This window comes from Marinimicrobium locisalis (assembly GCF_039822625.1).
GTDB classification, from domain to species: Bacteria; Pseudomonadota; Gammaproteobacteria; order Pseudomonadales; family Cellvibrionaceae; genus Marinimicrobium; species Marinimicrobium locisalis.
Window position 1 is genome coordinate 81,399 of sequence record NZ_JBDLLG010000010.1, and the last position, 21,792, is coordinate 103,190.

At 59.9% G+C, this 21,792-nt stretch carries 13 protein-coding genes; 3 read left to right on the forward strand and 10 right to left on the reverse strand.

Annotation, left to right across the window (positions count from 1 at the left end; genetic code table 11):
• The first annotated feature begins 6 nt into the window (after nucleotides 1-6).
• Together AAE514_RS07970 and glgP are read left to right on the forward strand one after the other, a co-directional pair.
• Entirely contained in the window at nucleotides 7-2,754 is a 2,748-nt protein-coding gene (locus tag AAE514_RS07970) for a cation-translocating P-type ATPase (protein WP_347331004.1), read from the forward strand.
• Between the two features lie 4 nt (nucleotides 2,755-2,758).
• Nucleotides 2,759-5,278: an alpha-glucan family phosphorylase gene (glgP, locus tag AAE514_RS07975; protein WP_347331005.1), complete on the forward strand. Its 2,520-nt coding sequence runs from the start codon at nucleotides 2,759-2,761 to the stop codon at nucleotides 5,276-5,278.
• Nucleotides 5,279-5,351: 73 nt separating this feature from the next.
• Here glgP and AAE514_RS07980 read toward each other — a convergent pair whose 3' ends face one another.
• Nucleotides 5,352-7,349 (reverse strand): alpha/beta hydrolase family protein, encoded by a 1,998-nt coding sequence (locus tag AAE514_RS07980; protein WP_347331006.1) that lies wholly within the window; start codon nucleotides 7,347-7,349, stop codon nucleotides 5,352-5,354.
• Nucleotides 7,339-7,911 (reverse strand): hypothetical protein, encoded by a 573-nt coding sequence (locus AAE514_RS07985; RefSeq protein WP_347331007.1) that lies wholly within the window; start codon nucleotides 7,909-7,911, stop codon nucleotides 7,339-7,341. The genes AAE514_RS07980 and AAE514_RS07985 overlap by 11 nt, the downstream gene beginning before the upstream one ends.
• A gap of 204 nt (nucleotides 7,912-8,115) precedes the next feature.
• Between AAE514_RS07985 and AAE514_RS07990 the strand changes: the two genes are divergently transcribed.
• Complete coding sequence (locus tag AAE514_RS07990) at nucleotides 8,116-9,870, forward strand: beta propeller repeat protein (RefSeq protein WP_347331008.1); 1,755 nt, start codon at nucleotides 8,116-8,118, stop codon at nucleotides 9,868-9,870.
• A 61-nt stretch (nucleotides 9,871-9,931) separates the two neighbouring features.
• Here AAE514_RS07990 and AAE514_RS07995 read toward each other — a convergent pair whose 3' ends face one another.
• From AAE514_RS07995 to AAE514_RS08030, 8 genes are all read right to left on the reverse strand, one after another.
• Entirely contained in the window at nucleotides 9,932-10,297 is a 366-nt protein-coding gene (locus AAE514_RS07995; RefSeq protein WP_347331009.1) for a cytochrome b5 domain-containing protein, read from the reverse strand.
• Between the two features lie 26 nt (nucleotides 10,298-10,323).
• Complete coding sequence (locus AAE514_RS08000) at nucleotides 10,324-11,634, reverse strand: ferredoxin reductase family protein (protein WP_347331010.1); 1,311 nt, start codon at nucleotides 11,632-11,634, stop codon at nucleotides 10,324-10,326.
• A gap of 14 nt (nucleotides 11,635-11,648) precedes the next feature.
• On the reverse strand, nucleotides 11,649-13,847 hold the full coding sequence (locus AAE514_RS08005) for an MtrB/PioB family decaheme-associated outer membrane protein (protein ID WP_347331011.1): 2,199 nt from the start codon (nucleotides 13,845-13,847) through the stop codon (nucleotides 11,649-11,651).
• Nucleotides 13,848-13,863: 16 nt separating this feature from the next.
• Nucleotides 13,864-14,829, reverse strand: coding sequence for a DmsE family decaheme c-type cytochrome (locus AAE514_RS08010; protein ID WP_347331012.1), 966 nt, complete (start codon nucleotides 14,827-14,829; stop codon nucleotides 13,864-13,866).
• Between the two features lie 247 nt (nucleotides 14,830-15,076).
• Entirely contained in the window at nucleotides 15,077-15,469 is a 393-nt protein-coding gene (locus tag AAE514_RS08015; RefSeq protein WP_347331013.1) for a response regulator, read from the reverse strand.
• Between the two features lie 45 nt (nucleotides 15,470-15,514).
• Nucleotides 15,515-17,158 (reverse strand): diguanylate cyclase, encoded by a 1,644-nt coding sequence (locus AAE514_RS08020; RefSeq protein ID WP_347331014.1) that lies wholly within the window; start codon nucleotides 17,156-17,158, stop codon nucleotides 15,515-15,517.
• Nucleotides 17,159-17,251: 93 nt separating this feature from the next.
• On the reverse strand, nucleotides 17,252-21,196 hold the full coding sequence (locus AAE514_RS08025) for a PAS domain S-box protein (RefSeq protein WP_347331015.1): 3,945 nt from the start codon (nucleotides 21,194-21,196) through the stop codon (nucleotides 17,252-17,254).
• A gap of 96 nt (nucleotides 21,197-21,292) precedes the next feature.
• Nucleotides 21,293-21,715, reverse strand: coding sequence for a hypothetical protein (locus AAE514_RS08030; protein WP_347331016.1), 423 nt, complete (start codon nucleotides 21,713-21,715; stop codon nucleotides 21,293-21,295).
• Nucleotides 21,716-21,792 lie beyond the last annotated feature (77 nt).

Sequence of the window (21,792 nt, forward strand, 5' to 3'; positions counted from 1 at the left end):
CCGCCCATGACGGCAACGGATTCCCCAGCGTCTCCAGCTCCGGCCCCAACCGAAACCGACCGGAGCGAACCGGCTCATGCCCTGACCACCGAGGAAGTGCTGAGCGCGCTAAACAGTCGCACGGAGGGGCTAAGCGCGAGCAGCGCACAAGAGCGACTGGCCCGGTGGGGCCGGAACGCGCTGCCCACCCAGCCTCCCGTTCCGGCCTGGAAGCGTTGGCTACGGCAATTTCACAACCTGTTCATTTATGTGTTGCTGGCCAGTGGGTTTATCAGCCTGCTTCTGCGCCACTGGGTGGATGCCGGGGTGATTGTTGCCGTGGTGTTGATCAACGCCACCATCGGTTTTGTACAGGAGGGAAAGGCCGAGCAGGCGCTACGCGCCATTCTTTCCATGAGCCGAAGTCAGTGTCTGGTCCTGCGCGATGGGGCCACCATCACGCTCGATAGCGAACAGCTGGTCCCGGGGGATGTGGTGCTGCTTCAAGCGGGCGATAAGGTGCCGGCGGACCTTCGCCTGCTTGAGAGCAAAAGCCTGCGCTGCGATGAGGCCCTGCTCACCGGCGAGTCCCAGGCGGTGGATAAGGTCACCGAGCCGGTGAGCGCGGACGCGCCTCTGGCCGAACGCCTCAACATGGCTTATATGGGGACCCTTGTCAGCTATGGCAGTGCGCGGGGCGTCATCACTGACACCGGCGCCCGGACCGAGATCGGCACCATTAACCAAATGGTCCAAGGGGTCAGCCTGAACCCGACCCCGCTGCAGCGTCAGTTGCAGCGCTTTGCCGGTCAGTTAACCCTCGTCATCCTGGTGATCACCGCGCTCACCGTCGCCCTCGGCGCGCTGCTGCACGACCAAAGTCTGGCTGCGCTGTTTCAAGGGGCCATCGGCATCGCCGTGGCGGCCATTCCCGAAGGTTTGCCCGCCGTAGTCACCATTACCCTGGCTCTGGGCGTGGAGCGCATGGCGCGCAAGCGTTCGCTGATGCGGCGTCTCCCGGCGGTGGAAGTACTCGGCTCGGTAGACGTGATCTGCTCGGATAAAACCGGCACCCTGACCGCCAACGCCATGACCGCCCGGGCACTGGTGACCGCGAATGCCCATTTCCGAATCAGTGGAGAAGGCTACTCCCCCGAGGGCCACATCGAACCCGAGGGGCCCGCCGGCCCTGAGGCCCCCGAACGGGACAGCAAACACGAAACGGCCCCCTTGGTGGCCAGCGCCGCGCGCATCGCCTTACTGTGCAATGATGCCAACCTGACCCGGGAGCAAGAGCAGTGGTGCCTCCATGGCGACCCCACCGAAGGCGCGCTGCTGGTCATGGCCCTTAAGCAAGGGCTGGACGCCGAGCAGTGCCGAAACGACTGCCCACGGATAGACAGCCTGCCGTTTGAAACCGAAAAACGGTACATGGCCATTCTGCACGACCGCCCCAACGGCGAGCGCGAGCTGGCCATCAAGGGCGCGCCAGACCGGTTGCTCGAGCTCTGCCACAAGCAACTGGGCCCGGAAGGCCCCGAACCTCTGGACCGAAACTACTGGCAAACCCGAATGGACGCCCTGGCCGGGGAGGGCATGCGCGTAATGGCTTTGGCCCGCAAACCGGTGGCCCCCGAGCAAGACGAGGTTCACCACCAGCATGTGGAGTCGGGCCTAACCATGGTGGGGCTTGTGGGCATTAGCGATCCGCCCCGGCCGGAAGCGGTGGAAGCGATCGCCCAATGCCACAGCGCCGGCATTCGCGTTCTGATGATTACCGGCGATAATCCGGTGACCGCCACCGCCATCGGGCGGGAACTGGGGCTGAAAAGCGAGCGGGCCGTTACCGGAGCGGAGCTGGACAGGCTCAACCCCACCGAGCGAGCCCAGTTGGTGGAGTCAGTCGACCTGTTTGCCCGCACCAGCCCGGCCAACAAACTGCAATTAATCGAAGCATTGAGAGCCAATGGCCATACCGTCGCCATGACCGGAGACGGCGTGAATGACGCGCCGGCCCTGCGCAGCGCCGATATCGGCATTGCCATGGGCCAAAAGGGAACCGATGCGGCCAAGGAAGCGGCGGATTTCGTGCTCACCGATGACAACTTCGCCACCATCTCCCGGGCGGTGGCCGAAGGCCGGACCGTTTACGACAACATTGTTAAAGCCATTGCCTTTATTCTGCCCACCAACCTCGCGCAAGCCACGGTAATTATTGTCGCTCTACTGTTCGGCTGGATGCTGCCCATTACCCCGGTGCAGATTCTCTGGGTGAACATGGTCACGGCGGTGAGCCTGGCGCTGGCCATGGCCTTCGAGCAGAGCGAGGCAAACATTATGCGGCGCCCGCCCAGACCCCGCTCCCAGGGCCTGATTACCGGCGCCCTGCTCTACCGCATACTGCTGGTGGGCGGCCTTGGTGCGCTCACGATATTTGCCCTGTTTCGCTGGGAGCTGGCTCAAAGCGGCCAAGCGGAGCTGGCCCGAAGCGTCGCGGTCAACGCGTTGGTGCTGTTTGAAGTCTTTTACCTGCTGAGCAGTCGAACCCTAGCCGAGTCAGTGTGGCATAAACGCTATTGGCAGGGCATTAAACCCGCCCTAATATCAATATTACTGGTGCTGGGCCTGCAACTGAGCTTTACTTATTTAACCTGGAGCCAGGCCCTATTTGACGTGGCGCCGCTGAGCGCCAGCCACTGGTGGCTGCTGATACTGGCGACCAGTCCGATATTAGTTATCGTCGAAGTAGAGAAACTTTTCACTCGACAAGGATAAGCCCATGAGCCTGTTTCATCGTCCCCTACCCGATGCCCTCGCCATTCTGCGAGAGCTCGCGCTGGACCTGTACTGGAGTTGGAACCACGACGGCGACCAACTTTGGCAGCAACTGAACCCGGAGGTGTGGGAGCATACCCGCAACCCGGTGGAAGTACTGCAATTGACCAGTGACGAACGGTTTGAAGCCCTGGCCGAAGACCCGGACTTCCTCGATGCACTCCAGACACTGACCCGCGCGCGCCAAGCCTACCTTACCGACACCGCTTGGTACGAGCGCCACTACCCCGACAGCCCCGTGAAAGGGGTCGCCTACATCAGCATGGAATACGGTCTGTCTGATGCGCTCCCACTGTATGCCGGTGGCCTGGGCATGCTCGCCGGGGATTACCTGAAAACCGCCAGCGACCTGGGTCTGCCACTGGTCGCGGTGGGGCTGCTCTACCAGCAAGGCTACTTTCACCAAAGCCTGAACACCGAAGGCTGGCAACAGGAAACCTACCTGTATAACGACCCCGGTGGCCTACCCCTTACGCGCGCCCGCGCCGAGGACGGCAGCTGGCTGCACATTGACGCCGAATTCCTGTGCCGCCGGGTGCGCTTTCGGGTCTGGCAGGTCACCATCGGCCGGGTCACCCTGTACCTGCTCGATAGCAACGACCCCCGCAACCAGGCCAGGGACCGAAGCATTACCAGCCAACTTTACGGCGGCAATGGAGAAACCCGGCTGGTACAGGAAATCGCCCTGGGCATTTGTGGCTGGCGTCTGATCGACACCCTGGGCCTGGGCGACTACGTTTGTCACCTGAACGAGGGCCACGCCGCTTTCGCCACCCTGGAGCGGGCTCGTCTTTATCAGACTCGCACCGGAGCGTCCTTTGAAGAGGCACTCTGGGCTACGCGCGCCGGCAATATATTCACCACCCACACCCCGGTTGAAGCCGGATTCGATCGCTTCCCCGCCTCTTTGCTGCGCCGCTATATCGGCGAGTTCGCGCTGCAATTGGGCCTTTCGATGGAACAACTCGTGGCACTGGGCCGTGCCCACCCTGAAGATGAGGACGAACGGTTCAACATGGCCCACCTGGCCATGCACACCTGCGCCTTCAGTAACGGCGTTAGCGCCCTGCACGGCGCCGTCAGCCGGGAAATATTTCAGCCGCTCTTCCCCCGCTGGCCCCGCTGGGAGGTACCGGTGGGCCACGTGACCAACGGCGTGCATGTGCCCACCTGGGACTCCCCCCGGGCCGACGCCGAATGGCACCGCCTATTCGGCCCGGACCGCTGGCGCGGAGAGGTCTCCGCTCTAAGCGCCGAGCGTGCCGAGCGCCTGGACGACGCGCGCCTGTGGCGAATGAAGGGGGAAGGGCGTGCGCAGCTGGTGGGGTATGTGCGCCGGCGCCTGGAACACCAGTGGCGCCAGGAAGCCGACCCGGGTACCTGCGCGGTATTTGCCGGCCAGCCTCTGGACCCGAACTTACTGACGCTGGGTTTCGCCCGGCGCTTTGCCGAGTACAAGCGTCCCAACTTGTTACTGCAGGACCCGGAGCGCCTGGCGGCGTTGCTCAACCACCCCCACCACCCCATGCAGCTGGTGGTAGCAGGCAAGGCTCACCCGGCGGACCGATGGGGCAAGCAGGCCCTACAGGCCTGGTACCAGTTCGCCCAGCGCCCCGAAGTACGCCACCGGATGGTGTTCCTCGAAGACTATGACATTGAGCTGGCCCAGCACTTGGTTCAGGGGGTGGATATTTGGCTCAACACCCCGCGCCGCCCCTGGGAGGCTTGCGGCACGAGCGGCATGAAGATACTGGCCAACGGTGGCCTGAACCTCTCCAGCCTGGATGGCTGGTGGGCCGAAGCCTATGATGAAAACCTAGGCTGGGCTCTGGGAAACCACGAGGAGCCCGAAAGTACAAACGATGCGGCCGAAGCCGAACGCCTCTACCGACTGTTGGAAGAGTCCGTGGCCCCCAGCTTTTACCAGTGCAGCAATGACGGCCTACCCTTGCAGTGGCTGGAGAAAATACGCCACAGCATGGCCCACCTCACCGTCGCCTTCAGCTGTAACCGCATGCTGCACGAATACCTGGAGCACTACTACCAACCCGCCGCCGAGGCCCTCGCGGCCCGAAACGCCGAAAAGGGGCGCGTCGCTCAGGACCTGCACCAGTGGCGCCAACGGCTGAATACCCACTGGCACGAGCTGCACCTGGGCGCTCCCCAGTGGCAAGACAGCCAACGCGAGGAAGAACAAGTGGCTGTGACGGTTTACCTGGGAGGCCTTGAGCCGGAGGACATTCAAGTCCAACTGATAGCCGAGCCGCTCGGAGACGAGGCAGCCCCCGTGCAACTCGCCCTAGAGCCCGTGGAAACTCTGGCCGAAGCGACCCACGCCTACCGCTACCAAACCCGCCTAAAGCGTACCCGCCCACGGGAGGATTTTACCTTGCGCCTCATCCCCCACCACCCGCAGGCCCGAATGCCCACCGAGTGTGGCAAGATTTTGTGGCAGGAGCGATAAACCCTCGGGCTTTCAGGCTGAGCGAATTCTAGCGAGCAGTGGGAAAAAGCGACCTCTGAACTCGATGAACCCGCTAGTTCGACGAGCCCGCTTCTCGCTCCAGCTGGCGGTGCACAAAGCGGTAGACATCGGAATAAAGCGCTCGGCGTTGTTCGGGGTCGATAAATGAGTGCCCGGCGTGCGCATCGAAATACCACTCGTGAGAGAAGCCACGGGCCTCCAGAAGCTTATTCACGCGATGGGAGTGTTCCATATCAGAGATTCGATCTTCCCCGCCATGGGCCAGAAATAACGGTACCGACCAGTCCTGCAGATTATAAAGGGGAGACAACTGCATCAAAGCATCGGTCTCCTGCGCAGAGACCCCCATCAGCTCAACCAACTGTTCTCTTTGAGTATCGTTCAGGTCAGTCGAGTTCACGAGCAAATTAAGGTCATAAACACCGGATATTGCCGCCACGCACTGGTAATCTCCTCCGTGTTGAATCGCCAGGGAGAGCGCTGCATAAGCCCCGTAGCTGGCCCCCACCAAACATACTCGCCGCCCATCGATATCAGGACGTTTTTTAACTTCGAGAACGGCCCGATGAATATCTTCCAGCATGAGCCGACCCCACTGCCCCTGCCCTGCTTGCTGGTGGGCCGAAGAAATACCCCCCGAGCCTCTATAGTTCACTCTCAAGGCCGCCATGCCATTGGCCACGAAGTAGGCCGCAACGGGGTCGTAGTAGGGAGTATCGTACAAGCCCTCTGGCCCCCCATGAGGTAAAACAACCAAGGGCACGGACTTTTCGGAAGTGGGCAAGGAGGACGGCAAATTGAGCAAATAAGGAATCTCCAGCCCTTCCACGGTCACGGTGGCCTGCTCCAGGCGCGCTGACTCCAAGCCGGAGGGCACGGGCGCTACCTCACCCACTTGCTGCAGCACGGCCCCTTTGTCATCCACCAACATAAACCGACCCGGGAGATTGTGACGCTCCCGATACACTAGCGCTCGCCCCTTATGCGTACTCCGGTCGATAACCACCCGCAACTGTTCGGACTGCTCGCCCGGCGATGCGTCGGCCTCCTGCCCCACGTATTCATAGGAAACGGCCCCGTCCCGCACCACTTTCACCCCAATCAGTTCGTGGTTCGGGCTCGTCAAAACATCCAGTATTCGATAGGCCTGAGTTCGATACACTTCCTCTTGGGTATCCGCCCGGTAGTCAATTTTATAAAGGGTCTGACGCTCTTGGTCCGTCACGTCTACGCCATAAAATTCGGTCTCCCCCTCGGCCCGAGCGACCGGAATAACTTTTTGTTCCGACTCCGAATCATCCAGGGGCCAGGACTCAAACACCTCTGGCGTCCCCTCCTCAACATGAAGATGCACCAGCTGCAACGCCTCCTCTTCCCGGTTCAAACGCAGTGCCATGCTTGACTTCGAATCCTGACCCAAGTGCCAAGCGTGAACATAACCCTCGATGGAGAACAGCTCGTTATCAGAAACAAACTGGCCGCCGTCAACCAAGTCAAGCTTCCCCAGAGGCTTGCGGTCAACGGTCAGCTTGCTCACCGTTAGCCGGTATACCTTTGAAACGCTTCCACTTTTTGAGTAAAGCAGTGTGCCTGCTTCTTCTGGCAAGGGATCGACCAACTCGCCCGGGGTTCTAACGCTGTAGATATCGGCACTCTTCTCCAGTGTATCCACAATCAGCAAACGACTGGAGACCTTGGTCTCCAGCAACTGGGCGATACCTTCAACAGATTCGTGCAATTGAATGGCCAGGTATTGATTGTCAATCCACACCACCGGCCCGATAGCCGACTCACCACCGGCATAGTCCGTCACGTCAAAAAGCTGGCGCTCTTCATCTCTTTCCAGATCACTGTAAACGACCGCGGCGGAGCCGGCGGACATCCTGACTCCCGCTACCCCGGCACCGTCCGGCCGGAGCCGAGCGTCCACCATATCCGGGAACCGGAAAAAGGCCTCCGCCCCGCCGGCTGCCCACCCGGGTTTCGCTCCCAAGGCAGACACCGCCAACAGCAAAGAGATAATTACCGACAGGCGAACATTACTGCGCATTCTGGCTCTCCAATACCGCGGGAAAGGGATCCCGGTAGGCCATATTCACGGTCAGAGGATAATCCTTAAGAACATGGCCGAACGTCGATTCTATAGCATCCACACTGGCGGCCCAGCGGTTTCTCAGTTGTATATCGACATAGTTCATGGAGCGCTCGGGGGCCACTAACAATGCGCCCCCATAATTCACCGTTCCCGCCTCGATCGTAAAACGCCAGCGGTCATCCTCGCTCACGTCTTTTCGGTAAGGCAAATCAAAATACGGAACCGACACATTGAGAACTTGATAGTCCCCGGCGGGCAAGGGCGTTAATTCGAAACGAACGTCCGAATTATTTAGCACCAATGGCGAACGGGGGCGTCGCCGCCGGCGATCAAGACGTTCAAGCTCCAATTTCGCGGTACTGTTGGAGAGTTGGTACTCCAATAACAGGTAGCCATAACCGGCGTTTAGGGAGTATTCCTCGGGCTGGGCTTGCTGAGCGAGGGAAGGCAATGCCTGAGCGGCCCCCAAAAGCAAAAAAACTTGAAGAAAGCGCCTTGTCATTGGAACAAAAGCCATAGTAGTCTACATGTTGGGTCCGGCGTCGCCACGACCTTTTAATAATTTATTATGCCCGTGCTCAACAGATGGCCTAGGGGCGCCCTTTGATCGGACCATTTCCGTAACGGCAGGGGTTCTCTGACACCGAGATTGAAGCACAAATGGAATGTAAATCCAAGCGGCTACTTATAACCTATTACAGACCGCCACAGGAGACCCCACATGCAGCGCGTCACACTCCCCTTGCACCTTCCACTCATTGTTTTATTCGGCCTCTCTTTACTGGGGGGCTGCGCTCAAATGAGTGAGGTGGACATGGTCGACAGCCTGAAACAGGATACAGTCCTGACTCCGAAAGAAGGAATCATCACCGCCCGGGTCATTGATGCGAGCCGTAAAGGCTTACCCTTCAACTATATGACAATTACCCCGAAAAACGTCAACGAATCCGATACCGCCAAACCTCAACGGCTGAGTGCCGTACCGGAGGAAACCGGCGGCACCGTCATGTTTGCGGCCGCCGTCCCGTCGGGCGAGTACGCCTTCTCAAACCTGCGGGCGTATTACGTTAAGGGTGAGGCGTGGTACAGCCGTTGGGCCAGCGAAGACATTGATTTGGGCACTTTCCAAGTGAAGCCGGGGGAGGTTACCGACCTTGGCACACTGGTTTATTACCCCCGTGTGCAGGAAGACAAATATCAGGACGCCGTGCTCCGTGTGCCGGGTTCTGAGGCATTACCCATTGCTCGGGAGTTTGTGGCCTTCGAAGCCCTGGAAACCGAGTCGCCCTTGGGGTGGAACAACGACCAAATGAACGCCGAACGGCGTTCCTTGTACGCCTCTGCCGTGCAAAACCCCACCGCCTTCAACGACTACCTCCATGCGCCCGATGGAAGCTTGTACTTTTATGGCAAGCTCGGGAGCGTGTTAGTTCGCTCGCCCGATGGCCAATGGTCGATGGATGCCGTGGAAGCCGACGCGGACATGCACAGCATGGACATGAACCGCCAAGGCGATATGGTGATCGGCGGCAATTTGGGAAATCTATACTACAAAGAAACCGACGGTGCATGGCAGCACCTGCCCCTGGAGAAAGCGCTCAGCGTTCAGGAGGTCAACTTCCATACCGATGACCAGATTGACGTGATCGCCAAAAGCCATCGGGACATCGTGGTTACGCGTTTTACCCGGGAAGCGGGCGCCCACAGTTCCGAAGAACTCGCCCGCTACAATGCCCGTACTGGTTGGGTGAGCCACAAGGGAGAGTCGAACCCTGTGGGCGTATCGCAGCGACGCAGCACCAAGACGGATCGCATTGGCTATGTGTACACCCAAACCATTGACGATGAGCACTTGCTGTTCATGAGCACCCAGAGCGGCCACAACAACAATGTTCTGAGTGACCACGACTCCATGGTTTTCAGTCTTGAGCCGAAAACCTGGGAGCTATCGATTCCGACCTCCCACACCGACATGGACAAAATCCTCGATGCCGGCGCGGTCAATATCGGCCTGAAGGAACCGGGGTTCTTCTCACTCAGCGGCGACCCCACTTATTACCGGTACAAGTCTTCATCGCAGGAGTGGGAGAAGCTGAAAACCGAATTCGACCAGTGCCCTTCGCTCGACCGTTCAGCTCGTAGCTGTAAAAAGAACGGCCAAAGAGTACGCCGCTTCCTGGACTTTGATTTAATGTCCGTACCGGTGTTTAGCTCCACCACCGATGCCCTGGCAATCGCCCGCTACCAGCCCCGCCGTCAGTCAGAGGACGCCCAAATATTCATAGTGGCGACGGACAATGGCGGCGAACACTGGACCCGTACGGGAAATGAACCCCCCAAGCCCTACTGCACCTCCACGGTGCCGGAGCTGACCGAGACCTTCCTGCTCTACTGCAACGGGGCCTCCAGCGACGTTTACCAATCCGAGGACGGAGGCGAAACCTGGAAGCGAGTGCGGGAACACCGGAACTTTTAATCCCTTAAAAACGGCCGACGAAAAGGCGGGGGACGGTTCCCAATGGCTGGAACGCCCCGCCTTACTCTGGCCCCTCCGCTTCAGAAAGAACGCCCACCTGGTAGGCCTCCATGGACTCCCAGGCCGCCGGGCTGTGGTCGCGGCCATAGCCTTTGGTGGTCATACCCTCGGTGGCTTCGCAACCGCACCAGGGTTCGAGCACGGGCGGCGGCGCCGGGTGTTGCGGGACGTAGTCCGTAAAGTCGTAGACCTTGCCCTTAATCGCCATCCAGCAATCCTCCAGAGAGGCGTGTTCGGCCACCTCTTCGAGCGTGTACTCAGTTTCGCCCTCGGCCAGCGTGGCCGCCGGTGCCAGTGCAAAAAGCGCCAGCATTGTACCCACCGAGGACCAAAACGCGACAAAAGCGGCAAATACGGTTTTCTTCATAGGAAAACTCCTGCTTGATACACCATTTACAACAACACAAATTCTTCAGTGACAATGCGCGCGCGGGGAACGCCCAACCCCTGCAACTGGCCGCGGGCCCGATCAATCAACGGTAGCGGCCCACACAAATAGGCAAACCGCTGGGCCGCGTCCGAACACGCGCGCTCTATAAATTCCCGCTCCAGAGGCCCCTCGCGATAAAAGTAGTGCAACGTTATCCGGCTTTCGGGTAGTTGAGCCTCCAACTGGCGAAGCTCTTCGCCAAACAATACCCTGGTTTCGTCCTGCACGCAGTAAATTAGATGGGCGTTCAGCGCCTCACCGGTGCGCGCGCAATGGCGCAACCGACTTAAGAACGGGGTGATGCCGATCCCGCCGGCGATCCAGAGCTCCGGTTCGGGCGGGGCCTCCGGGGAGGGGAAGAACCGCCCGTAGGGGCCTTCGATTCGCACCTCGGTGTCTAGAGTGAGCGTCTGCAAGGCCCGGCTGGCATCCCCCAGATCCTTGATGGCAATGCGCAGTAACCGCTCGCCGGGGGCCGAGGAGAGTGTATAGGGGTGCTCTTCACCCCGCCCCGCGGACAGTTGGGGGTCAGTGGGCGTCAGGTACACGAACTGCCCCGGGTCATAGCGAAGCGCGGCTGCCCGGGGTTCAAGGGACAGCTCGACCACATTTCGGGCCGGCCGATCGATGGCCACCAGACGGTAAGGCTGGCGCCCACGCCAGCGGGAAAACACCCAGCGATAACTGATTGCAAAGAGCGCCGCGGCCGCCCAAAGCCCCCAAATAACCGGGCCCCAGGCGCCCGGCAAGGTGCGACTGAGCAGTAAGGTGTGCACCAGGCCCAGCACCACCGTGACGCCGGCCAAGCGGTGCACGAACTTCCAACGCTGGTACTCGGCTTCACCAAAAAAACTGAAGCTCGGCGCCATAAAAATCATCAATGCCAGCAGCGCCACCCAACCCCATATCACCGCCGAACGGTCGGAAAACAAGGTCTGCACCGCGGCGGGAAGCGAAATACTGGCCGCCGAAAAAGCCAGCAACAACGGGTGCAACAGCAACAGTAAAAAGGCCACGGCTCCCAGGCGGTGGTGCAGTTGCCAAAGCTTGGTCAAACCCCCAAAGGGGCGATCAAACCCCGGCACTCGGCAGCACAGCCCGGCCGCCACCAGCAAGAGCGCCATCCCCCAAATACCCGTCAGGCGGCCCAGCAGGTTTAGTACCGCCCCGGGGCTGCTAAAGTCCGAGGGGTTTAGAAACAGCAGCGCGAGCAAGCCCGGCGTGAGTGCCAGAAGCCATACCACCGCTTGACTGCTTTTTGCCGTAAGTCGCATAGCGCCCTCTTGCTTCAAAAACTCAGCCGGTAACCGAGCACCACCCAGGTCGTCCGGTAGGCCGGGCTGGTTCGCCCCATCAATAGCACATTGGGGTGCGCGTCCGGGGCCAGGCTATCCAAGGCAAAATCCTCGCTCCGGTAGCGCTCCCGTTCCACCTCCAAGCGAAGAGAGGAGCGCTCCGAGAGGTGGTAACGAGCTTGCACGCTCACCCTGTCCAGGCGGGTGGTCAACTCGGGAAGGGGCGCGGCAGCCAGGGCCGGGCCGGTCTCGGTTACCACCTCACCGGTGGAGCGGGATTGGCTCAATGACAGTGACAAGTCCAGGTCCCCCTGCGGTTGCCAGCCCAATAACCTCGGCTCAAGCCCTTCCCAGTCCACGGTAAGCCCCCCAACAGTAAAGCGATCCCGAGCCCGGGTCTGCCAGTTGCGCTCGGGGTCCCAGGCATCCTCGGATACCGAGCCCCGGAAGGACCGGCCCGACTGGCTCCGGCGGTAACGGTCGCGATTGACAAAGCCCGAGAGGCGAACATCCTCGGTGGGCGCGTAGGTGATATCCAACGTGGCGGAGAGCATCTCGGCCTGAGTTAACCCCAAATAGCCAGCGGGATAATCGTCCCGATTATGGGCGAGGGTCGACCCTACCGACACGGAGCTCGACGGGTACCAGTCCATCCGCAGACGCCACTGGTCCCGATCTCGGTCGGTGAGATAATATTTGCGCAGCAAGGGGTGGTTTTCAAAGTCCTCCTCCCCCACGCTGCCGGGCACATGGGTTTCGACCAGCGGCCGGTTGCCCACATAGTCACTTGCCTCCCGCCGCAGGCGACGGTAATCGAGCGACAGCGCCACGCTGTTCCAGCGGGTGCTGCGGGCCCCCAGTTTGAGGCCGTGTTCATCGGTTCGGGCCACCTCGGAGTAATCCCGGTCGGTCTGGGTGAATTCATAGCCGGCCTCCAGGCGCAGCCCTCGGGCCAGGCGGTAAGCCGCATCGGCCGACGCCTCTCGCTCGGTCAGACTGTAGGGCCGGTTCAGGCGGGCATCCACGTAGGCTTGCTGGGCCGAGGCATCGCTGCGAACCCGTTGATAGGCCTCAATGGGGGTTTGGTTGTCCCGGTCGCGGTACCCCAGGCGGGCCACCAGGTTCAGGCGGGCCGTGGGACGGCTGGTCAGGCGCGCCTTCAGTCGAGTGGTATCCACTCGGGCGTTCAGAGAATCGCGGGGCAACGGCGCCTCAATGTCGATACGCGGGTTCACCGTATAGGGCAAAAACGCCTCGTCTTGCGTTTGCCGCCCCAATGCAGCATCCAAGTGCAGGCGGGTGCGCCCAGGCAAGTTCACACGACCATTGGCACGCAGTTGGTGGGCCTGATTGTCCGGCTCCAGCGCCAGTTGGTTTTGCCCTTCGGGGTAGCCGGTTCCCGGGGCCCACTGAGGGTGCTGACCAAAGGGTGTGGGCCAGAGCAGCGTGCCCGCCCGGTTGTTGAAAAACGAACCCTGGTAGCCCAGGCTCCAGTAATAACCGCTGCCGGTATAGGCAATGGCGAGCGCGGCGGTTTGGGTGTCATAGTCCAGGGGAGCAGGCAACAGCAGCGCCCGAACATTGCCCCCGTGCGCCCCGGTCGCGCCCCCCAACACACGGGTCCCCTCCAGAGTTTGCCGCCGAAAATCCGCACTCACCGTCCACTGGCGATCCAGATGCCGCTGGTATTCGAGCCCCAGGCTGCGCCGCCGCTGCCAGAGATTCACCTCCTCCAAATGTTCTTCCAGGCGGGTCATGCCAGTGGTGGAAGCGTCGGCGGCTTCCCAGCCCGGCGGCAGGCTGAGTGTGGAAGTGCCCGCTCCGCGCAGGGGCGTGACCGCCTCATCGAACCGATACCCCGGTATCTCCCGGTACTCCAAGCGCAGGCGCTGCCGCCCCTGCTCACCGGCTTCCAACTCCACCCGGCCGGTTTCCAACCCCAGGCGCTTGGCTTCCAGTGTCCAGTAGCCGGTCTCGCCGCTGGCCGGGTCGGCGCTGGCGTTCAGTTCCAAGTCCAGCACCGCCGCGAGCCCCGCCTCATTGACGCCCGCCTCGTTGCCGTAGCGGTAGGCACCGTCGCTCAAGTGGCCAAGGCCGATTTCCACCTCGCCGGTCGGGGTGTCGGCTCGGGCCACCGAGGCGGCGACCGCCGCAGCCAGGGCGATAGAGGCTGGCAAACAGAATCGATTCATACGCTAAACCCCCGCCTCATCGGGTCAACCCCGAGCCCGAAGGGTGATTGGAGCCATGCACTTGGGTATGGCAGTTGGAACAGTCCTTCGCCATGAGGTTACTGGAAGCCCCGTTCGGCGGCAGGCCCATTCCGCTCTCCGCGCTACTGGGATGAAAGGGGGCCATATGGCACTCCTGGCACAACCAAGGGGTGCGAGCTTGCAACAAATCCCGGTGGTTGGATCCGTGGGGCCGGTGGCAATGGCTGCAGTCCTCCGCCACGGGTGCATGCTCCCACAGGAAGGGGCCGCGCTTTTCCGCATGGCATTGATAGCACTGATCATTGAGGGTGTGTTCGGGCATCATAAACGGGCCCGGACCGCCGTGGGGGTTGTGGCAATCGGTACAGTGCATTTGCCCCGAACGCAGAGGGTGACTGGAGGCTTGCTGCATCTCCGCACGCTGCTGGCGGTGGCACGTTAGACACTGATCGGTACGCCCCGCGGCGGTGCTTGCGCTATCGGCCTCGCCGTGAACATTGTGGCAGCCGGTACAGCTGACCTGACCAAACTCGTGCAGGCTGCCCTCCCAGTGGGTGCCCGCCTCCCGGGTGTGGCAACTGAGGCAGACGGCATCGCGCTTTTCCACTGAGTGACGGTCGTCAAACACCACGGCGGGCAAGGGCCGACTGCCATCGTCCTGGCGCCCCAGGTGATCAGCACTGGGGCCGTGGCAAGCCTGGCAGCCGAGCTGCCCCTCGGCAAAGGGGGAGGCATCATTCCCCACAACGCCGTGAACCCCGTGCATAACATCGTCGGCAGGCATACCACTGCCGGCGCCGTGGCACATCAGACAAACCTTCGGATCATCCGCCACGTAATCGGCATCGGCGTCAAACACGGCTGGGGAAGCGAGCGCCACTGGAGCAAAAAGCCCCGTGGCACAGAGCAACATCAAAAAACCAGCGGCAAGCAGACGGCACAGTACACGAGAACCCGACACAGCCAACTCCCTCTCCCCATTAGCCAGCGCCCGGGCATCCGGGCAAACGTAGCATTTAGGGTAGCGCATGAACCCCACCGGTGTATTGATTCATATCAACCACCGGACGGGGTTCGCAGAGGGTCCTGAAGGCCAATGCCATCAATTCGTATGCCCTCTTCTCGGAGCGCCAGGCATTGAAGTCGTTGTAATACAGTTCCGCGTCGGGGGCGTATTCTTCGGCATACTGAAGCGATGAGGTGCCCGATCAAGTGGCTTCGGGCCGTCGGTCCCATATTGCACGGACTTGCTCGGACAGAGCCACCGGGTCAAACGGCTTGGGGATGACCTCGATCGCTCCACAGCTTTTCAGGTGGTCAATTTCGTTGGGCCGCACTTTCGCGGTCATAAAAATGGCGGGGGTGTTTGCGGTCACCGGCAAACGCCGCAATGCGGCCAATGTTCGCGGGCCATCCATGCCAGGCATCATGACATCGAGCAGCAACAGGTCCGGCTTGAACGCTTCCACCTCGTTGAGGGCTTCTTCACCGGAAGAGCAGACTTTCAGCTCAAAACCGCCCAGGCTCTCCAGGGCTATTTGAGCAATCGCCCGGATATCGGGTTCGTCCTCGACGTATAATATTCGCTGCAATGAATTCATAAAACAGTTCCGTCAAAAAAGCCAAAACAGTTGCTCGCCGGAGCGCTAGATAACACGATTTCGACCGCTGTTTTTGGCGCGATAAAGAGCGGCGTCCGCTGCCGCGATCAGGTCCTCCCCTTTTTGACCGAGATCCGGGTCCAGCGACCCTATACCGGCGGACAGCGTGCAATGGAAAGTACTTCCGGCACTGTCAAAGTCAATTCGGGAAAAGAGCTCTCTAATATTGTTGAGGATGGTCTCCGCAAACTGCCGGTTGCAACGAGGAAGAACGACGGCAAACTCCTCCCCGCCATAGCGACCGACAATGTCGGACACCCTGACGCGCTGTTTAAGAAGAGTGGCCAGAGAGGAAATAACCAAGTCACCCGCGGGGTGGCCGTAGGTATCATTGACAGACTTAAAGAAGTCAATATCGATCATCGCCACACTGAGGGGCTGACCGTCGCGCACCGCTCGGCTTACCTCTTGTTCCACATGCTCCTTGATGCTGGCGTGGCGCAGCAAGCCGGTGAGGCTGTCTTTGGTGATTTGGTCCGCCAGCCGGCGGGCCCGCTCAATACGGGCATGGACCGCGGCCACCAGCTGGATGTTCAGCACCGGTTTACACAGAAAGTCATCAGCGCCGAAACGCATGGCCCGAATCTGCTCTGCCATGTTCGTTTCCGAGGAAAGGTAGACAGTCGGCAAGCTTTCCCATTGATCGTACTGACGAATCACCGCGGCCAATTCAGTGCCGGAATACTCGGGCATATGCAGGTCCATCAACACCAGCTCCGGGCGGAAGTGGGTCAACTCTTCCATAATACGATCAGCTCTTCCGAGCACCTTCACCCTCATACCAGCCGCTTCAAGCACCAAGCTGTAGTGCTCTGCCAGAGCCTCATCATCCTCCACTACCATAACCCGCTCGGGTGGCGCTGACAGCCTGGCCAAGGCTCGATCAATATGGCCTGTTAACTTAGGCACACTGACCGGCTTTACGGACAGTCCCGCCGCCATTTGCTTGGCGGCGAACACTCGCAAACCAAAACGATCCTCCTCGGCCAGAAACAGCACTTGTACACTCTTTTCTTCCAGCCCCTGACAAAAATCTTCCAACACCTGCCTTTGACGAGCGTCATCGTAAAAGGAGGATAGGTTAATGATTGCCAGTTGCGGCTGTTCGGAATCGTCTGCATTGGCAGCGGTCAAGGGGTCTTCAAAGTGGCGCAAACGGTAATTGAAAGGGCTCAACTGACGCTTCAGGGCCACAAACTCCCCGGGGTCCGACTCCAACACCCATATCAGAGACTTTTGCCCACCCAAGGGCACGCGAGCTTCCACAACATCCTCACGCTCCCCGTCGGGCTCAACGACAGTCGCCGAAAGGCGAGAAGGCATGGATTTCAGCCAGTCCAAGTTCGCGGACTGGAGCGTTTCCCCGTCGTTGAGCAGCGCCTTGACCGTCTGTTCAAACTGTCGGGCCTCATTACTGAGTGCCGGTTGGCCGAGCGTTCCGGCGCTGCCTACCATACGGTGTAGCAACCCATAGATAGTTTGAAGACGATCCCGGTCATTACCGTCATCGAAAAGGTGGCTGACCTCGTTTGACAAGTCCAGAAGCCGCTCGGGAAGCGCGCACCAGAACTCCCATCGCTTTTTGGCCAGTTGTTCCTGAAAGGAAATCTCTTTTTGTGGAGGTACCATGGTGTCAGCCTGTCATGTTCGGCAATCAGTACGTTTTTTCCTTCTTGGTTGTCTTCCTCAATATCGTTCCCACCTCAATACGCCTCTCGGTACTTATTGCTGGCCGGTGCCATGCCCTTCCCAAGAGGTCTCGATAACCTTGAGCAGCTCCTGTAGGGACAGTTCAGACTTCTGGATGACCCTGTCTACGGTGTGCTTGAGGTCGTCCCCGACGTCCGTGCCGGTCATCACAACGATACGAGCCTGAGGCAGCATTTTTCGCGCCGTTTCCACCAACTCAAGCCCATTGCCGTCAGGCAGGAGGATGTCGATGATAATCACATCATAATGCCGACTCTCGAGCAGAGAAAGCGCTTCTCCCACCGTTCTGGCATGCTCAAACTCGGAGGCCGATCCCACGAGTGTCCCCAGCACGTTGTGAAGGTCAACATCATCTTCAACGTGTAATACATGTGGCTTTTCCGATCGACCGCGAGCCGAAAGTGCCTGCCCGAGTTGGTGACACGCTTCCTCATTGATGGGCTTGGCGACCCATGTGACATTGGGAAAGTATTGGTTCAGCGACACCTCTCCTTCCGCCACCTCCGCGGTCACGACAACCAAGGCCAAGCGCTGCAGTTTGGGAATGGTTCTTATCTGACGAATCAGCTCCAGCCCGTGCATCCCCGGCAACATCAGATCAATGGTTGCCAAGTCGTAGGAGCGCTCGCAAAGCAAGTCCAGTGCCTGTTCCCCAGTGCAGGCCACATCCACCTGGCTCCCCTGCCGCTCAAGCAACGCTTTGAGGTAACCCGCTGTTTCTGCATCGTCTTCCACGACCAGGACCTTGCCATTCAGGGGCTGGGGTGCGGTGGCAGTCGCCTCAGGAGACGGAAGATCGACATAGAAGAAGGCGCCTTCGCCCGGCTTGGACTGGTAATCCACCCGGCCTTTCATTTGTTCTACCAGCTCCCGGGTAATCGCCAGCCCGAGGCCGGTGCCCCCCCGCTGACGGCTGTCGGACGCGTCCACCTGGGCGAACTTCTGGAACAGTCGCGTACGGAACGACTCGGGGATACCGGCGCCGCAATCCCGCACGCCTACTCTGACGCCATCACTTTGGCGTTCTATCGACACGGTGACCGTTCCACCCGCCGGCGAGAATTTGATGGCGTTGGATAGCAGGTTCGCCATCACTTGCTCAAACCGTTGAGCATCGACATTGACGGTCGGGTCATCAGCCGGAGCCGAGAGCGACAAATGAACACGGTACTTATCCGCATACCCCTGGATATTGTCAATGCTCTGAGCCACCAACTCCCGCAAGCGGCAGGGCTTTACATCCAGCTCCATATTCCCGGAAACCAGTTTTTCCATATCCAAGAGGTCATTAATCAGGTCCGTCAACCTCTGACTGTTCTTGTGCGCAATGGTCAGCATGTTCTTTGTTGCATCAGTCAGCTCACCCAGCCCCCCGTTGAGAGCCAGACCGAGGGCACCGGAAATGGAGGTCAAAGGCGTGCGCAACTCATGGCTCACCGTGGAGACAAACTCGTTCTTCAACCGCTCGATACGCTTGCGCTCGGAAATATCCTCGATGATCGACCAGATTAACCGTCGCCCGGTCGGGTCTTCCACCAAAGTCCCATTGAGCATAACGGGGTATCGCTCGCCGTCACGGCGGATGTACTCCTTCTCATAGGGCCCGTATTGGCCTCGCTCCCGGAGCGATTCGAGCTGCTCAAGCTCCTTCTCTTCATACTCTCTCGGCGTCAGTGCCCAATAGTTAAGCGTCAGAAACTCCTCTCGCCCATAGCCCGCGGATTGGGCCAACGCCTTGTTCACTTCCAAAAATTCGCCGGTTTCAAAATCATTCAGAGCGATGCCGATCGGGGAGAGCTCAAAAAGCGCTCTCAGCCGGGCTTCACTCTCAAGCAAGGCTTCTTGGGCCCGCTTCTGCTCGGAGATATCGTGAATCGTTCCATGCCAAACAATGGAGCCATCGGCCAAGCGCTCGGGTGTCGAGTTGCCCTCCACCCAGCGGTACCCCCCGTCCTCTCGGCGCACCCGGTATTGAACATGCCAGACCGACATGTTTTTAGCAGATGCCTCAATGGTAGTTTGAACGTGCGCCAAGTCGTCGGGGTGTATTACGTTAAACACCGCTCCGGCATCTTCCTCGATCTCCTCCGGGGTCAACCCATAGATGTCTTTTACGCCGGGGCTGCAAAAGGGAAAGCTGGACCGCCCGTCCGGAGACCTCTGAAACTGGTACATCATTCCCGGAAATTGCGTGGCCAGCTTCGCCAAACGTTGCTTGCCCTCGTACCGGTCGATGGCCGCCCCTACCCAGCGTGCCAACAAGCGCACAAACATGCGATCCGATTCGCGGAACGGGGAGGACCGGACGTGAGGCGAGGAGAAGTTTAACGTACCGTAGCGCCGCCCTCCCGCTTCAATCGCGGCACCTATATAGGACTCCAGGGCGAAGGACTGATAACAAGGGTGCCCCCGGTAGGGGGAATTACCCATATCCTCAATCGCCAACACATCCCCGGCATCGAGGGTCAAGCTGCAGTAGGTCTGGCCAAGGTCGAACGTCTGGTGCGTCTCCAAGCCGCTTCCCGAAGGCGCAGTGAACCAACTGATGCGGTAAAGGTCCTCAAAAATTTCGCTGACAATGCCAACCTCCAGCTCCAGGAAGCGTGTGCCGAGCTCCAAGGCTCTCTCGACCTGCTCCGAGACGGATAGTGTGGGGTTGGAGGCGATATCGTTCAGGGTGGTCAAAGCTTGAATCTGGTGCTCCCGTTCGCCCTGGGCCTCCATTTCTCGGGTAATGTCAGAGTGGGTGCCGTACATCATCAACGGTTCCCCGGCCTCGGTCCAGCTCATCACCCGCCCGCGATCGTGGACCCAAACCCAGTGGCCGTCCTTATGGCGCATCCGGCAACGACAATCATATTCGGGCAATGCCCCCCGAAAGTGACGATCCAGCAAGTCGGCGGAGTCTTTCAGGTCATCGGGGTGAGCCAAATTTAACCAGGTGTTGATATCAACCGGCTCCAGCTCTTCGAGACGGTAACCCACAATCTCGGCCCACCGCTCATTGAAAACCGTCGCGCCGGTTTGGACGTTCCACTCCCACGTACCTGTACGCGTGCCTTCCAGCACCCAGGCCAACCGGGCCTGACTTTCCTCCAGCGCCTTGGCACGCTTTCTCTCGGCGGTCACCTCCCCCATCAGCACGACAATTTTGAGGTCACTGAGCGGACGGACCCGTACTTCATAAATAGCATTATCCGAGTCGCTCGCCAAAACCACTTCACGACTAATGACTTCGTTGCCATAGACGGCCCGGGTGACCATTTGCTGGATGGAGGCGGCCGCATCGGGAGGCAGAAAAGAGCTCAGCGGATGCCCGACGATATCGGCTCCGAACAGCGGGCGCTGTCCGCTTGAGGACAACACGGTGCCCTGCCGGTCCACCACAAAGGCGGTATCGGGAAAGGCCTCGAGAACCGCCTCTCCGTCGTCGCTACCCCGGGAGACGGCTTCGTCCCCCAGCAAACGATTCAAAAAGCGCTGCAGCTCCTGCTCCACGGTATCGGCCAGGTCCCGAAGAACACGGCGCTCTTCGCCCGACAGGGTTCGGGGCTCACGGTCGATGATGCATAGGGTTCCCACTCGCACCCCCAACCCCACCTTGAGAGGTGCCCCCGCATAGAACCGGATGTGAGGAGGGCCTACCACCAGGGGATTGCCCTGAAACCGGTCATCCTCCCACGCATCCGGAATTTCCAGAATGTCATCGGAAAGAATGGCGTGACCACAAAACGAAATAGAGCGATTGGTTTGGCAGGCGTCGAGCCCTTGGCGTGATTTGAACCACTGGCGCTCCTCATCAATGAGGGAAACTACCGCCATATCCACACCGAACACGTATTTGGCGATACGGGTCAGGCGATCAAAGCGCTCCTCGTCCGGTGTGTCGAGTATGCCCAGGTCGTGCAGCGTCTTTAGGCGCTCTTCCTCGTTCCAGGGAAGTTCCGGCTCTCTCATTATCCCTCCCAGCGGGAAAACAATCTATCCTGATAAGACTCTAGCAGGAATCGAATAGAAAGAAAGAGCGGAAAAGCCCAGCACCGCTCCCGCCGGTTACGGAAGCAGCCAGGCCACCACGATAATGACAAGGGCCACCAACAGGGCAACTCCGCCCAGTTTCATAAACGCTACGTTGCGCCGACGCACCGCATCCAACCGAGCGGTGACCGACGAAGGTGAGGGTTCTTCAATGTTGGTGCCGGCCGGGTCCGCCCCGGCATAGCGGGAGCCGCCCGGCGTGTCTTCGTCCCCGGGTAAAATAATCAGCAGCGCCCCGGCCTCAGCAAACTGTCGGCGCCAGTGGTCCGCGTCCGATTTGGACTCGACGGTTTTAAACTCCACCGGCTCGCCGGGAAAGAGCGTTTCGCGCACCTCCTCAGGCGACTGTTTGAGCAACGAAGCCAGGTTGTCGATAACTTCTTGGCGTTGAAAGCCCGTGACTATGTCACCGGTAAACATCAGTCGGTAGCTCGACATGGCTGGCTCCTCTGGCTCAAGTGGGCGGTATTTCATTAGCGGGCGTTAAACAACCGGGGCTAATCAACTCTCAGGCC

Excerpts from the sequence above, each read along its gene's own strand:
- AAE514_RS07970 (WP_347331004.1), top strand. The coding sequence starts at position 7 with ATGACGGCAACGGATTCCCCAGCGTCTCCAGCTCCGGCCCCAACCGAA.
- glgP (WP_347331005.1), top strand. The coding sequence starts at position 2,759 with ATGAGCCTGTTTCATCGTCCCCTACCCGATGCCCTCGCCATTCTGCGA.
- AAE514_RS07980 (WP_347331006.1), bottom strand. The coding sequence starts at position 7,349 with ATGCGCAGTAATGTTCGCCTGTCGGTAATTATCTCTTTGCTGTTGGCG.
- AAE514_RS07985 (WP_347331007.1), bottom strand. The coding sequence starts at position 7,911 with ATGGCTTTTGTTCCAATGACAAGGCGCTTTCTTCAAGTTTTTTTGCTT.
- AAE514_RS07990 (WP_347331008.1), top strand. The coding sequence starts at position 8,116 with ATGCAGCGCGTCACACTCCCCTTGCACCTTCCACTCATTGTTTTATTC.
- AAE514_RS07995 (WP_347331009.1), bottom strand. The coding sequence starts at position 10,297 with ATGAAGAAAACCGTATTTGCCGCTTTTGTCGCGTTTTGGTCCTCGGTG.
- AAE514_RS08000 (WP_347331010.1), bottom strand. The coding sequence starts at position 11,634 with ATGCGACTTACGGCAAAAAGCAGTCAAGCGGTGGTATGGCTTCTGGCA.
- AAE514_RS08005 (WP_347331011.1), bottom strand. The coding sequence starts at position 13,847 with ATGAATCGATTCTGTTTGCCAGCCTCTATCGCCCTGGCTGCGGCGGTC.
- AAE514_RS08015 (WP_347331013.1), bottom strand. The coding sequence starts at position 15,469 with ATGAATTCATTGCAGCGAATATTATACGTCGAGGACGAACCCGATATC.
- AAE514_RS08020 (WP_347331014.1), bottom strand. The coding sequence starts at position 17,158 with ATGGTACCTCCACAAAAAGAGATTTCCTTTCAGGAACAACTGGCCAAA.
- AAE514_RS08025 (WP_347331015.1), bottom strand. The coding sequence starts at position 21,196 with ATGAGAGAGCCGGAACTTCCCTGGAACGAGGAAGAGCGCCTAAAGACG.
- AAE514_RS08030 (WP_347331016.1), bottom strand. The coding sequence starts at position 21,715 with ATGTCGAGCTACCGACTGATGTTTACCGGTGACATAGTCACGGGCTTT.